Raw genomic sequence first — 13,465 nt, forward strand, 5'->3', positions numbered from 1 at the left:
TCTTAGGGCAGCTCAGTGCACTGTCAAATTCCAAATGCTCACCGCAATTTATTCGATTGATTATCACCATTTTTTGACCCAATTCAAGAGGAAAATAGCTCATCAGGATCCCATTTTCAACAGTAAGTCAAATTCTTCCTTTCTCAGGGGAAGTACGGACAACCGAGATTGCTTCAGCATAGGCAACTCAGAAAGCCTATCTTCTGCTTTGATATCTGCCAAGGTGACGGGGGTTTTTAATTGTCTTTTCGCCGTCAACTTCACCGCGATCCAAGCATCGTCCTTTGGGTCGGGGAATTGTTCTTGACTCACCTCAGCGATACCGACTATAGCCTTTTCCTTTCCACTATGATAGAAAAACACGGGATCTCCCAGCCGCATTTCCCTGAGGTAATTTCTTGCCTGAAAATTCCGTACCCCATCCCAAACATCTTCATTCTTTGCGACAAAATCTTCCCAAGAATATGATCCAGGCTCAGATTTGACCATCCAATAGTTCATACGTTAATTGCTTGATAGGTGAAAAGCTAGTGGTTAGAATAACGTAAATACACAGGTACTGTTCAAACCCTAGTTTACGCTCATGAATCTCAGTCTCTTGCGATTTCAATAGAATGAAAACTTGATTTTGAATTTTAAGTTAAGCCACAGCAACCTAAATTGAAACATTATTTCAAGACATTTGTCTCAATACTTCCACTCAATCCCAAAAATTTTGGATCATAAGACGCTACTGAAAAAAATAAAGCTGAGCATTCAGCTGATGGAACTTCACGACGAAAATCCTTTCAAAATTCGCAGTTATCAAAGTGCGCTCATTTCCTTGGAGCGTGGAGATCAGGACATCATGGTGCTGAGCGAGTCAGAGCTTGCAAGTATCCAAGGTGTTGGAAAAAGCATGGTGGAAGCTATTCAACAGCTTAAAGAAACAGATACCTTCCCATTTCTGGAAGAATTGTTAGCCAAAACTCCTGAGGGCATTTTGGAGATCCTACAGATCAAGGGATTGGGACCAAAGAAGGTCAAAACCCTTTGGGAGCAGCTTGGAATCACCTCTACCCATGAATTGATGGAAGCCTGTCAGGCGGGAAAGGTGGCCAAAATCAAAGGTTTCGGGGAGAAAACTCAGGATACCATCATTCAAAACTTGGAGTTTGTCGCATCCAATGCTGGTAAGTGGCTCTATGCTGATATTGAAGAAATAATCGGACAGCTGGAAAAAACCCTGCATGTTTTAGCTCCGCAAGCAGAGTTAGCAGTGGTAGGCGACTTTTCCAGAAACATGGAAATCATCACTGAAGCTGAATTTTTGATTGGTTCGGATGAAATGGCTGGAATCAAAGCCAACATCAAAGCGATGGAAACTATTGAGTGGATTTTGCTTGAATCTGGACCGAGAACGCTGAGAGGAAAATTGAAAGAAATCGATTTGCGTGTAAGTATTCACTTTTGCGCTAAGGCCGATTTCCTTTGGAAAAAACTCTCCTTGATTGCTTCGCCACTTCACTTAGAATCTCTTGTAGATGACAAAGAAACCATAGCCCAAAAGCTTCAGAAGAAGGATTATTCCAGCGAAAATGAATTTTTCAGCATCAATAAGCTACAAATCATCCCTGTGGAAATGCGGGAAGGCTATGGAGAAGTCGAACTGGCGAAGGAGAATAAAATTCCTGAATTACTGACAGACAAAGATCTCAAGGGAATCCTTCACAATCACTCCACCTACAGCGACGGCAAGCATACGCTACGCCAAATGGCGGAGTATTGCAAAGAGCTTGGGTATGAGTACTTGGGCATTTCGGATCACAGCAAGACAGCTTTTTATGCGGGAGGTCTGACAGAAGATCAAATCTTAAAACAACATCAGGAAATCGATTTGCTAAATAAAGAGCTTGCTCCATTCCGAATTTTCAAAAGCATAGAAAGTGATATTCTATCCGATGGAAAACTGGATTACTCGGACGAAGTGTTGGCAAGTTTTGACTTTATAGTAGCCTCCGTTCACTCCATATTGAATATGGATATCAAGCGAGCGACTTCTAGACTAATCACAGCGATTGAGAACCCCTACACGACAATTCTCGGTCACCCAACGGGTAGATTGCTGCTGCGCCGACAAGGCTACCCTATTGATCACAAAGCGATCATCGATGCCTGTGCTCAACACAATGTCGTAATAGAAATCAACGCAAATCCCTGGCGCCTTGACTTGGACTGGAGATACGTTCGCTATGCCATGGAACAAGGGGTGATGCTTTCTATCAACCCCGATGCACATGCAATGGAAGGCTATGCAGACATGAGATATGGGGTATTGGTGGGAAGAAAAGGCGGACTCACTAAAGATATGACGCTGAATGCGAAGAGTGGGGAGGAACTAGCGGTGTATTTTGATTCCCGATTGAAAAAGGTAAAAGTGAAGTGAAAGCAAAATAGTTGGCCGATGTCCGGTGCCCGATGAAGTACTTAAGTGTCGTATCTTGCGCTCAACTTATATATTGAGAAAATATGAAATGGACTGAACATTCAGAAAACACACTCCTTCAGCGTTCCTTTTTATTCGGGATTACGGGTATAGTCTTAGCTGTGCTTTCGCTTTTGAACACTTATTTTCAAGTCGTTGAAGCTCCTATGGGGCCGCTAAATGGGGTTGGCCTAGGACTGCAACTGGTGGGTTTGAGTTTGGCTGTTTTGGTCATTCGTAGGCGAAAACTAAACCCGGAAATAAAGGAAAAGGCAAAGAAGATGATTTTGATCTTGGGAGTGGGGTTGTTGTTTTTTATCCTGACATTGTGATTATCATCCGCACATCTTAATTCAGGAATTCAGTTAAGTAAGAGCCAACATGTAATGATCGATTCATTATTCCTGCTCATATTCTTCAATCTGTACAAGCATTTCTTTCGCTTTCATAATTGGCGTCCATTCGTAATTACCGAATAGAAATTTAAACCAGCGTTTGTCTCTGTTTTCATATCGAATATTGATAAAAAGCCAGATAGCAAGTCCTGCAAATGACAAGGTTATGACTCCCTGAATTACCCAGAAGATTGGATTACCCGTCCCTAGCCAAGATGAGCTTAGAAAAAATGTGGTCCAAAATGGCAATTGCAGCATCAGGATTTTCGTAACCCAGAGCGTGGAATTCACCAAAGAAGCTAAATACTTCTGTGTCTTTACTACAGGAGAACTGATATTGATTACCGAAATCAAAACAAGTTGATAAATATAAATGCCCACGGCAATATTGTTTACCAAGGCGATGAAGCCAATAGAAATTAGCAGGAACATACTTCCTCCTGGAAAGATGTTAATCAACAACAGATCTAAAAAAAACACCCAAAGTATTCCCGCCATCACAGTAAAAATTTTGATTGGACGCAAAGAAGCCAACTCACTTTTCACCTTCAGCTTGGTGATTTCGGCAGCATTTTTTCGGTTGAAAATCAGTTGTTCCTGTAGCTTCTCATCATATAACTTCCAAATTTGTTGTAGTTCGATGTCTTGCATGATTTCTCTTATTTAGCTGTGAATTTCTTTTTCAATTGTTGTTTGATGCGGGAGAGCTTAGTAGCCACATTGCTTTCTGATAAGCCTAGTACTTGACCAATTTCAGGGTACAAATAACCATCTAAGTAAAGTAAAATTAGAGCTCGATCGACTTCCTTAAGTTCTTTGATTAAAGACTGTAAAACATCCCTTTTTTCATTTGATTCGCTTTTATCCTCCACCAAATAAAGGGTTGTGTCTGATAGGGGTTGATGAATCTGCCTACGTTTACTTGCTTTTCTATAGGCTGAGATAGCTACATTCAAGGCGATTCTATACATCCATGTGCTCAGTTTGAATTCCGGTTTGAAGGCCGGAAAGGCCTTCCAAAGTTGGAGAATGATCTCCTGTATTAGATCTTCTCTATCATCAGCATCCTTGCAATAGGAATTTGCCACTTTGTAGATGATCCCTTTGTTGGATTCTATACTGGAAAGGAAGGTTTCATTTTCTCTAGACAAGGTTTTGCTGGTTGGTTATAAAACTCTTTCAAACAATTAATCGCAGAGGGCAGGAAAAAATCACAGAGTTGAAAATAAACTTTAAAAATCAGACGTAAAACAACCAAGAATCTATGTTCTAAGAAAATAGTAGAAAAACCTATTTCGCTCCTTCAGAGCTCAGGTTTCAGTTTCATTGCTTTTACACCCAGCCCTAGCGAACTGGGCTAAGTTACGTCGGACTTGCAGTCCTTGACAGAAGTGAAAAATAATTACATTTTTTTAAAACTGGTCAGTGTGGAGACAGACTATGAGTGGTCTGGGTAAAGACAGACAACGGCTATGAGTAGTCTGAGTAGAGACAGGCAACGGCTATGAGTGGTCTGTGAGGACACAGACCACGGTTAAAGGACTCAGACGACGGTCAATGGACGCAGACTACAGTAAAAGACACAGACCGCGGTCAAGGGACGCAGACCACGCTTAAGGGAAAGCCACCACTTCGCGCAGTTGACAAAAAACTTTAAAAATCACAGGTAAAAGAATCATTCAAATAGTCACGTGAAACCCAGACTATCTTGCCACATAACATAGTCCTGCTACTGAAGAAGCAGGATAACCGTGAGCAAGCATCACATCTACCACTTTAGGATTTCTTTGCGATAAGCTCAGTTTGTCCTGCTGCTAAAACAAAAAAGCCCCGAACTACATGTCCAGGGCTTCCAATCTATTCACAACAGCGAAACTTTTAGTCAGCTTTTTCCTTCTTTTTCACAGCAATGGAAAGCTCAGTCCCCTCGCCTGAATAGTCAGCAGTGATGACATCTCCTTCAGATAGATCCCCTTTCAGGATTTCTTCGGCAATCGCGTCTTCCAGATATTTCTGGATAGCTCTATTCAGTGGTCTGGCGCCATACTGTTGATCATATCCTTTCTCAGCTAGGAATTCCTTCGCCTTTTCAGTCAACTCTATCTTGTATCCAAGATCTGTGATTCTTGAAAACAATTTCCCCAAACTGATATCAATAATCTTGAAGATATGCTCTTTGCTCAGTGAGTTAAATACCACCACATCATCCAATCTATTTAAGAATTCGGGGCTGAAAGCCTTTTTCAAAGCAGATTGAATGGTGGACTTCATCACCTCATCCATATTGTCCGTTTTGGCTTGACTGGCAAAACCGATTCCTGCTCCAAAATCCTTCAAATCACGAACTCCGATATTAGATGTCATGATGATAATGGTGTTTCTGAAATCTACTTTTCTACCTAATCCATCTGTCAAAATCCCATCGTCAAGAACCTGAAGAAGAATATTGAACACATCCGGGTGAGCTTTTTCTATTTCATCCAATAGCACTACAGAGTAGGGCTTTCTTCTGACTTTCTCAGTCAGCTGTCCCCCCTCTTCGTAACCTACATAGCCTGGAGGTGCTCCCACCAGCCTGGACACAGAGAACTTTTCCATGTACTCAGACATGTCTATTCTGATAAGCGAATCGTCCTTATCGAATAGATAAGTTGCCAACATCTTGGCTAATTCAGTTTTACCAACACCCGTAGGACCAAGGAAAATAAATGAACCTATAGGCTTTTTAGGGTCTTTCAAACCTACTCTAGTTCTCTGAATAGCTTTGGTCAACTTCTTAATAGCTTCATCCTGCCCAATTACCTTATTTGAAAGATCTCCGTTCATACTCAAGAGTTTAACTCCTTCTTTTTGAGCAATTCTCTTAGCAGGAATTCCAGTCATCATGGCGATTACCTCTGCCACATTATCCTCTTCCACGGTGAATCTCTTGGACTTACTTTCTTCCTCCCATCTGATTTTGGCGGATTCCAATTGCTCCAACAACTTCTTCTCTTTATCTCTCAGCTGAGCAGCTTCTTCATATTTTTGAGATTTCACCACACGGTTCTTCTCAGTTTTGATATCCTCTACTTCAGCTTCTAGCTTCAAAATATCTTCAGGCACATGGATATTATTAATATGGACTCTAGCTCCAGCTTCATCCAAAATATCTATTGCTTTATCCGGAAGAAATCTATCGGAAATGTACCGATCGGAAAGTTTCACACAAGCAACTATCGCCTCTTCGGTATAATTGACATTGTGATGATCTTCGTATTTATCCTTGATATTGTTTAGAATCTGGATAGTCTCTTCCGGAGAAGTAGCATCCACCATTACCATCTGAAATCTTCTGGCCAAAGCTCCATCCTTCTCGATGTACTGACGATACTCATCCAGCGTAGTAGCTCCGATACATTGAATCTCGCCACGTGCCAAAGCAGGTTTGAACATGTTGGATGCGTCCAGTGAACCTGAAGCTCCACCTGCACCTACGATCGTGTGCAACTCATCGATGAAAAGGATAACGTTTGGAGACTTTTCAAGTTCGTTCATCACGGCTTTCATTCGCTCTTCAAACTGACCTCTATATTTCGTGCCTGCTACCAAAGAGGCAAGGTCAAGAGTCACCACTCGCTTATTGAAAAGCACACGAGAAACTTTCTTCTGAATGATTCTAAGTGCAAGACCTTCAGCGATGGCAGTCTTACCTACACCAGGCTCACCTATTAGAATCGGATTGTTTTTCTTTCTTCTAGAAAGAATCTGTGCTACTCGCTCGATTTCCTTCTCACGACCGATGATTGGGTCAAGCTTGTCGTCCTCAGCCATTTTGGTGAGGTCTCTTCCAAAATTATCCAACACTGGAGTTCTGGATTTTTCTGCACCAGGTTTTGCTGCACCGGAACCGCTTCCTGTCGAGCCAAATAATTTGGATCCATCGTCATCTCCATCTTCCGCCTCAGCTTTGGAGCGAGGTGGCATGTCCGAAGACATTTCTAGCATTTCCTTGATAGAATCGTAGCTGATTTCAAATTTGTTAAGTATTTGAGTGGCTATATTGTCTTCGTCTCTTAGGATTGAAAGCAGTAAATGCTCCGTACCTATGAGTTGACTTTTGAAAATTTTAGCCTCTAAATATGTGATTTTCAACACCTTCTCCGACTGTCTAGTCAGAGGGATATTTGCCATATTTTTTACATTGTGATTTGCGGTGCCTTTTACAGCACGCTCTATTGCAGTCCGCAACTCATCCATCGGCACTCCCAATTTCTTAAGAATGGAAACAGCAACACCTTCTCCCTCGCGAATCATCCCTAGCAAGAGGTGCTCTGTGCCAATGTAATCGTGTCCCAGGCGAAGTGCTTCTTCGCGGCTAAGAGAGATCACCTCTTTGACTCTGTTCGAAAATTTTGCTTCCATTAAATTCCTATCTGATTGTTTAATATATCTGTACGTATGTTACCGAATTTGTTTTGAAAACACAATCCTTTTGCGGATTGTTCATAGTTTTTTGCAGACTTTAAGAGGATGCTCTGAGCAGCGGGTCCTTCGCAAAACAACAAATCCAGAATGCTGAGGTTAGGATCAAAGTCTAAGCCAAAAAGTTGGAAATAGGGCTCCGGCAAATAGTATGGACGCTCCGAAAAGGGCGCTGAGGGCTTCAATTCCCCTCTTATATCCGCCGTCCAGGACTGTTCTTGGAAAGATTTATGAATACCCATCTTGACAGAAAACCCAAGAAGCTTGAGACAGATTGTCAGCATTTCCCAGTTTAACCTCCACAAATTCTCATGGTGTTGCAGAAAAATCTTTTCAAAATATGGGAAATAATACTCGTAAAACGGCGCCTTGCCGTAGGCGCTCTGAATACTACGGAGGTGAATATTCATCCAGTTTTGATCGTAATCAATCTGAATTTTATCTTGAGCAATTCGTGGCCTGCGTCCTTTAATCGGCACACTCAGCGTACCAACTGAATTTGCTAATCGAATTTGGGTTCGATTGAAAAATGACTGTCTCTGATACTTTTCTTCTGGAAAAAAAACCAATTCATCTGCACCTGCGATAGCTACAAAAAACTCAAGATTCGGGAAATAATGCAGATCAACTGCGATGCTCTTTTTCATCTTTACTCCAACTCCTCCAGTTTGCCTAAACCCTCCCTGATCACTTCCACTTCATATCCTGTGCAATCGAGAACGGTAGATCCTATGTTTTGACCATATCCGCCATCGATGACTATATCCACCAGATGCTGATATTTCTCAAAAATCAATTCTGGATCCGTGCTGTATTCAATCACTTCGTCCTCATCGTTGATGGAGGTAGTGAGGATCGGACGCCCCAATTCCTCCACAAGCATACACGGCACATTATGGTCCGGTACCCTGATTCCTATCGTTTTCTTTTTGCTATGGAGTATTTTAGGCACTTGATTACTTGCTTCCAATATAAAGGTGAATGGACCTGGCAACCCCTTTTTCATCATCTTGAAAACCGGTTTACTAATCATCTTAGTGAAATGTGAAATATTACTCAGATCGGCACAGATAATGGAAAAGTTATGCTTTTTGGGATTGATTCCCTTGATTTTGCAAATGCGCTCAACCGCACGCAAATTCATAATATCGCAGCCCATTCCATAGACGGTATCAGTGGGATATATCACAACTCCCCCGTCGCGGAGGGTGGTCACGATCTGCCTGATTTTGTCTGGATCGGGGTTTTCTTCATATAATCGGATCAATTCGGCTGGCATATTTTCTATCTCTTTTTGTAATCTACTAGTTGTTTTTGCACCTGATCCCAATTCGCTAAAAGCTCATCTACAATAGGGATATCAGCTGGAGCCCAATTCAGAGATTTCAGCCTCTCCTTAGGCAGAAACCTCACCTCCTGATGCTCTCGCAAGATGAGCTCACCGCTCTTCCAAGAGCAAACGAAAGGAAGCAGTCGAACCACTTTTTCGTCAGAATAGGCGTGTTCATTTGGTTGCAAAGAACTTACCAAAGTAATAGAAATCGCCAATTCCTCCTCAATTTCTCGAATCAGACAGGATTCTGCAGTTTCTCCTTCTTCTATTTTTCCACCCGGAAACTCCCAAAAGCCAGGCAAGTTCATTTTCTCAGATCGCTGAGCACAAAGCACTTTTTCCCCAGAGAAAATCAGAGCGCAGGTGACAAGTATTAGGTTCATGAATTACCGTTTTGCCAAGAAAGGTAGAATTACCTTGATGCAAGCACAAACTCCTCCTTAGATTTTTCCCTATTTTTGGCACCAGTATGCAAAGCGAAAAAAGAAAAAACATCTATCTCGTCCTAGTTATAGCCTTCTCTGTAACGGCTATATCCCTGAGTTTCTATTTCTACCAGATCTTTTTCAGCCCCAATGCGCTGATCGACTCAGACCAGAAATACATGCTAAAAATACGAAGCAATGATACCTATAAGACCGTAGCAGATCGACTCTATGACGACAGGGTGGTGAATGACTTGGTTAGCTTCAGTTTCCTATCCAGGCTTTTGGGATACCAAGACAATGTGAAATCGGGACTCTACACCATCACACCCAAAATGACCAATCTTCAATTGATCAGATTGTTACGCTCCGGCAACCAAACGCCGATACGGGTGACATTCAATAACGTGAGAACGAAGGAGGATTTGGCAGAAAAGATCACGGCAAATATGGAGATTACACCTGACCAGTTTTTGGCTTTGGTGCAAGACTCTGTCTATATCCGCAAATTTGATTTTGACGAAGAAACCATCATGAGCATGTTCGTCCCTAACACCTACGAACTATGGTGGGACAGCAGCGCAGAGGCACTTTTCGATAGAATGTATAGAGAATACACAAGCTTCTGGACAGACGAAAGAAAGCAAAAAGCCAGCGCAATAGGTTTGAATCAAAAAGAAGTCAGCACATTGGCTAGTATAGTGCAGGCAGAAAGTCAGCAAAAAGCTGATGAGCGACCGATCATCGCCGGATTATACCTCAATCGCCTGAGGATAGGCATGCCTTTGCAGGCGGATCCTACGCTGGTTTTTGCCTCAGGCGATTTTGAATTAAAGCGTGTCTTGAACGTCCACAAAGAAATCGACAGTCCATACAACACCTATAAGAACATTGGCTTGCCTCCCGGCCCAATCAACCTTCCAGACATCAAGTCACTAGATGCTGTATTAAACCCTGACAATAACGACTACTTATATATGTGTGCCAAAGCTGATTTTTCCGGCTATCATGCTTTTGCCAGCTCTCTGTCCGAACATAATGCCAATGCACGACGCTTACATGCAGCGTTGAACAAAGCAAAAATATTTTAGAAATGTACATCGCCAAAACCCAAATTCGAGTACGATACGCTGAAACGGATCAGATGAGTTATGTCTATTACGGCAACTATGCTATGTATTTCGAAGTAGCCCGAGTGGAAGCGATGCGAAGTATTGGTTTTTCGTACAAGGAAATGGAGGATGAAGGTGTGATGATGCCGGTGCTGGAGAGTCATTTCAGATACCTACGCCCAGGCAAGTATGACGAATTGCTCACTATCAAGACCAGCATCCCAACTCTTCCTGGAGCGAAGATTCGCTTTGAATATGAAGTATATAATGAGGCAGAAGAACTAATCACAGAAGGCTGGACTACACTTACTTTCCTCAAAAAAGGCAGTCATCTCCCGACCAGACCTCCACAGAATTTATTAGCTTTATTGAAACCGTATTTTGAATAAGTAGGATAAAGTGATCAAAACAAAAATTCTCAGGTTAGAAGTCAAGCTGCTTTGGCAAGCTCGTAAGCTGAAGAAAGTTCACTTCGGTGATCCTGATAAGAATCTCTATGATGTAGGTAGGATTTTTCTGATTCAACTCAAAAAAGACGATATCATCGAGCGTGCGGGGTCAATGGCGTTCAGCTTCACCATTGCGCTTTTTCCTCTTATTCTATTCCTATTGAATCTTATTCCATACTTACAGGATATTTTTCCCTACATCACTACCCAAAACATCCTCACCTTCATTCAGGAGATCATGCCTCTGGAGGTATATAATCAATCGGAAAACACCATTATGGATATTGTCTCCAAGCCCAGGCAGAGCATGCTTTCGCTAGGTTTTTTCTTCGCATTATTTGCCTCTACTCAGGGTGTCATGTCCATGATGAATTCTTTTAACTCAGTTTATCAAACCAAAGACAATCGAGGCTTTCTGATGAGCAGAGGGATAGCAGTGAGTATTGTGATGGTATTGGCTTTTACAGTGATTGCAGCAAGCATAGTGATGATTGTGGGTGGCGTGCTCATCCGAAGGCTAGATGAGATGCAAGTATTCAATTCTGGGTTTATGATTTTCTTATTCTCCAGTTTGAAATTTCTCATCTTATTGCTGATGTTTTTTATCACCACTGCGTTTATTTTTAGATTTGCGCCAGCCGTGCACGACAAATGGAATTTCTTTTCTACTGGGGCGAAACTAGCGGGGCTATTGATCACCTTTGGTTTTTATGGCTTCTCTTTTTACCTGAATAATTTTGCCAGCTACAATAAACTTTATGGCTCGATTGGGACACTGATTGCACTGATGCTTTGGCTGCTAATCACCTCCATCATTGTCATCGTGTGCTTTGAGGTAAATGTGAGTTTGGATTTGGTGGAGGAAAACAAAAAGCGGAAAAATAATGCGGAAATTGAGGAGCTGATACAGGAGGAGAAAAATATTCTCCTAGAGTAAATCTTTGTTTCTAGTTGAACCCTTCGATAGCAACTTGATTAGAAAATGCAGGGATGGAGTTTATAAAATTCAAGTTTTGAAAAAATTAATCTCAAAATAATCAGCTCTTTAGAAGAAAAAGGAAAACATAGCTTTGCAAAAGTTTACTTTTATCCTACTTTTGCAAACCTAATCGGGGACAAAACCTGATAACGACCTAGAGGAATGGCAGAGCGGTCGAATGCGGCGGTCTTGAAAACCGTTGTACCGAGAGGTACCGGGGGTTCGAATCCCTCTTCCTCTGCTGAGTACCTTGTTGAAAAAGTCAACAAGCTTCTTGAAAAAAGACTTAAAAGTCACTTTAAGAAAGAATAAAAGTATAAAACACTGATAATCAGCATATTAAAGATCAGTTTTTCACTTCATTCAACTCATCAGATTAAAAAAAAGCCTGTAAAGAAATTCTTTACAGGCTTTTTTTATGGTCAAAAACCCGTAAAATTTTCACAATTGCCTGTAATTCCAGTGCGTCATTCGTGTAGTCCTCTACCTGAAAAAAAAAGACGCACTGGGAGTCTTATATTATTTTGATTATCAACATGTTCAATAACTGAACATCTTGTGATTTAGAGCTTGTATTCCGAATTTTATTCAACCTAACTAATCAAATCATGTTAGAAAAAAGCTTCGGATTGCTCTTCTTTTTGAAACAGTCCAAAAAATCCACAAAAAAAGAGAGGTATGTATACCTCAGAATCACCGTCGATGGGATTTCTAAAGAAATTTCTACCAAGAGACTTTGGAACCCTTCAAGGTGGAATTCTTCGGCCGGAAGAGCCGAAGGAAACAAAGAAGACAGCAGGACATTAAACGCATTTCTGGATACTCTTTCCTACAAAGCGCTACAGGCAAAAAAACAACTGATTGAATCGGACAGAGAAGTCACGGCAGAAGCTTTAAAGAATGTCCTTCTTGGAGTCGGTGAGAAAAAAAAGATGATCCTGGAGATTTATAGGGAGCACAATGAACAGGTGGAAGCCTTGCTGGGAAAAGAATTTGCCCCCGGTACCCTGCAGCGATACAGAACCTCATTGGATCATACCCGCTCTTTTATCCAATGGAAATATGGTTCAGATGACATGGATATCCAACTTCTGGATTATGAATTTATTTCAGGATATTCCTTTTGGCTAAGGTCTGTACAGAACTGCAGTCACAATACCACAGTAAAGTATTTATCCAATTTCAAAAAGATTGTACTGATCTGCATAAAAAACGGATGGTTGATCAGAAATCCATTTGTTCAGTTCAAGATGGTCAAAAAAGAAGTCAATAGGGACTTTTTATCATGGATTGAAATCCAAAAGATATCAGAAAAACAATTCGCAACTGAACGGCTAAACCATGTCAGGGATATTTTTCTATTCAGTTGCTATACTGGCCTTGCCTACATTGATGTGAAAAACCTTAGAAAAAATCAAATAGCAACAGGTATTGACGGAGAGCAATGGATCTATACTCAAAGGCAAAAAACAGATTCCCCTACCCGTTTGCCCTTATTGCCAAAAGCATTACAGTTGATAGAAAAGTACCAAAACCATCCGCAATGCCAGGATGGCACCCATTTACTTCCTGTATTGAGTAACCAAAAGATGAATTCATATCTGAAAGAGATTGCGGATGTATGTGAGATCAATAAACCACTCACCTTCCATATTGCCCGGCACACCTTTGCGACAACCATTACTCTGGCCAATGGAGTACCTATTGAAACCGTATCAAAAATGCTTGGACACAAATCCCTTAAGCAGACGCAGCATTATGCCAAAATCCTGGATACGAAGATAAGTTTTGACATGAAGGCACTAAGGGAAAAGCTACAATGAATCCAGACTGCCTCTTTTTTA

13 protein-coding genes and 1 tRNA gene are annotated in these 13,465 nt (G+C 41.4%); 7 read left to right on the forward strand and 7 right to left on the reverse strand.

Translation table 11 applies throughout. The annotated features are described in order from the left end of the window. Nucleotides 1–102: 102 nt before the first annotated feature. Nucleotides 103–501, reverse strand: coding sequence for an EVE domain-containing protein (locus ABJH64_RS03355; RefSeq protein WP_348274035.1), 399 nt, complete (start codon nucleotides 499–501; stop codon nucleotides 103–105). 214 nt (nucleotides 502–715) lie between these two features. On the opposite strand from ABJH64_RS03355, the gene ABJH64_RS03360 reads away from it, so the two are divergent. Next, entirely contained in the window at nucleotides 716–2,425 is a 1,710-nt protein-coding gene (locus ABJH64_RS03360; protein WP_348274034.1) for a helix-hairpin-helix domain-containing protein, read from the forward strand. A gap of 83 nt (nucleotides 2,426–2,508) precedes the next feature. Next, nucleotides 2,509–2,796 (forward strand): hypothetical protein, encoded by a 288-nt coding sequence (locus ABJH64_RS03365; RefSeq protein ID WP_348274033.1) that lies wholly within the window; start codon nucleotides 2,509–2,511, stop codon nucleotides 2,794–2,796. Between the two features lie 66 nt (nucleotides 2,797–2,862). Here the strand turns inward: ABJH64_RS03365 and ABJH64_RS03370 are convergent, their stop codons facing one another. The 6 genes from ABJH64_RS03370 to ABJH64_RS03395 form a co-directional block, all read right to left on the reverse strand. Continuing rightward, complete coding sequence (locus tag ABJH64_RS03370; protein ID WP_348274032.1) at nucleotides 2,863–3,510, reverse strand: hypothetical protein; 648 nt, start codon at nucleotides 3,508–3,510, stop codon at nucleotides 2,863–2,865. 8 nt (nucleotides 3,511–3,518) lie between these two features. Then, on the reverse strand, nucleotides 3,519–4,010 hold the full coding sequence (locus ABJH64_RS03375) for an RNA polymerase sigma factor (protein WP_348274031.1): 492 nt from the start codon (nucleotides 4,008–4,010) through the stop codon (nucleotides 3,519–3,521). Nucleotides 4,011–4,737: 727 nt separating this feature from the next. After that, complete coding sequence (locus ABJH64_RS03380) at nucleotides 4,738–7,263, reverse strand: ATP-dependent Clp protease ATP-binding subunit (protein WP_348299267.1); 2,526 nt, start codon at nucleotides 7,261–7,263, stop codon at nucleotides 4,738–4,740. After that, nucleotides 7,263–7,970, reverse strand: coding sequence for a WbqC family protein (locus ABJH64_RS03385; RefSeq protein WP_348276313.1), 708 nt, complete (start codon nucleotides 7,968–7,970; stop codon nucleotides 7,263–7,265). Before ABJH64_RS03385 ends, ABJH64_RS03380 begins: the two co-directional genes overlap by 1 nt. 2 nt (nucleotides 7,971–7,972) lie before the next feature. After that, nucleotides 7,973–8,602, reverse strand: coding sequence for an L-threonylcarbamoyladenylate synthase (locus ABJH64_RS03390; protein WP_348276312.1), 630 nt, complete (start codon nucleotides 8,600–8,602; stop codon nucleotides 7,973–7,975). Between the two features lie 5 nt (nucleotides 8,603–8,607). Continuing rightward, nucleotides 8,608–9,039, reverse strand: a complete 432-nt coding sequence (locus tag ABJH64_RS03395) for a (deoxy)nucleoside triphosphate pyrophosphohydrolase (protein WP_348276311.1) — start codon at nucleotides 9,037–9,039, stop codon at nucleotides 8,608–8,610. A gap of 86 nt (nucleotides 9,040–9,125) precedes the next feature. Here ABJH64_RS03395 and mltG point away from each other — a divergent pair, with 86 nt between their 5' ends. The 5 genes from mltG to ABJH64_RS03420 all read left to right on the forward strand — a co-directional run bounded on the left by mltG (nucleotide 9,126) and on the right by ABJH64_RS03420 (nucleotide 13,444). Beyond that, complete coding sequence (gene mltG / locus ABJH64_RS03400; RefSeq protein ID WP_348276310.1) at nucleotides 9,126–10,172, forward strand: endolytic transglycosylase MltG; 1,047 nt, start codon at nucleotides 9,126–9,128, stop codon at nucleotides 10,170–10,172. A gap of 2 nt (nucleotides 10,173–10,174) precedes the next feature. After that, complete coding sequence (locus tag ABJH64_RS03405) at nucleotides 10,175–10,582, forward strand: thioesterase family protein (RefSeq protein ID WP_348276309.1); 408 nt, start codon at nucleotides 10,175–10,177, stop codon at nucleotides 10,580–10,582. A 13-nt stretch (nucleotides 10,583–10,595) separates the two neighbouring features. Continuing rightward, a complete protein-coding gene (locus ABJH64_RS03410; RefSeq protein WP_348276315.1) occupies nucleotides 10,596–11,579 on the forward strand; it encodes a YihY/virulence factor BrkB family protein in 984 nt (327 codons plus the stop codon). Between the two features lie 198 nt (nucleotides 11,580–11,777). Beyond that, nucleotides 11,778–11,862: transfer RNA gene (locus ABJH64_RS03415), tRNA-Ser, on the forward strand. Between the two features lie 367 nt (nucleotides 11,863–12,229). After that, on the forward strand, nucleotides 12,230–13,444 hold the full coding sequence (locus tag ABJH64_RS03420) for a site-specific integrase (RefSeq protein WP_348276308.1): 1,215 nt from the start codon (nucleotides 12,230–12,232) through the stop codon (nucleotides 13,442–13,444). Nucleotides 13,445–13,465 lie beyond the last annotated feature (21 nt).

The sequence above is a fragment of the Algoriphagus sp. genome (assembly GCF_039969895.1).
GTDB lineage: Bacteria > Bacteroidota > Bacteroidia > Cytophagales > Cyclobacteriaceae > Algoriphagus.

Excerpts from the sequence above, each read along its gene's own strand:
- ABJH64_RS03380 (WP_348299267.1), bottom strand. The coding sequence starts at position 7,263 with ATGGAAGCAAAATTTTCGAACAGAGTCAAAGAGGTGATCTCTCTTAGC.
- ABJH64_RS03355 (WP_348274035.1), bottom strand. The coding sequence starts at position 501 with ATGAACTATTGGATGGTCAAATCTGAGCCTGGATCATATTCTTGGGAA.
- ABJH64_RS03370 (WP_348274032.1), bottom strand. The coding sequence starts at position 3,510 with ATGCAAGACATCGAACTACAACAAATTTGGAAGTTATATGATGAGAAG.
- ABJH64_RS03405 (WP_348276309.1), top strand. The coding sequence starts at position 10,175 with ATGTACATCGCCAAAACCCAAATTCGAGTACGATACGCTGAAACGGAT.
- mltG (WP_348276310.1), top strand. The coding sequence starts at position 9,126 with ATGCAAAGCGAAAAAAGAAAAAACATCTATCTCGTCCTAGTTATAGCC.
- ABJH64_RS03395 (WP_348276311.1), bottom strand. The coding sequence starts at position 9,039 with ATGAACCTAATACTTGTCACCTGCGCTCTGATTTTCTCTGGGGAAAAA.
- ABJH64_RS03420 (WP_348276308.1), top strand. The coding sequence starts at position 12,230 with ATGTTAGAAAAAAGCTTCGGATTGCTCTTCTTTTTGAAACAGTCCAAA.
- ABJH64_RS03365 (WP_348274033.1), top strand. The coding sequence starts at position 2,509 with ATGAAATGGACTGAACATTCAGAAAACACACTCCTTCAGCGTTCCTTT.
- ABJH64_RS03390 (WP_348276312.1), bottom strand. The coding sequence starts at position 8,602 with ATGCCAGCCGAATTGATCCGATTATATGAAGAAAACCCCGATCCAGAC.
- ABJH64_RS03385 (WP_348276313.1), bottom strand. The coding sequence starts at position 7,970 with ATGAAAAAGAGCATCGCAGTTGATCTGCATTATTTCCCGAATCTTGAG.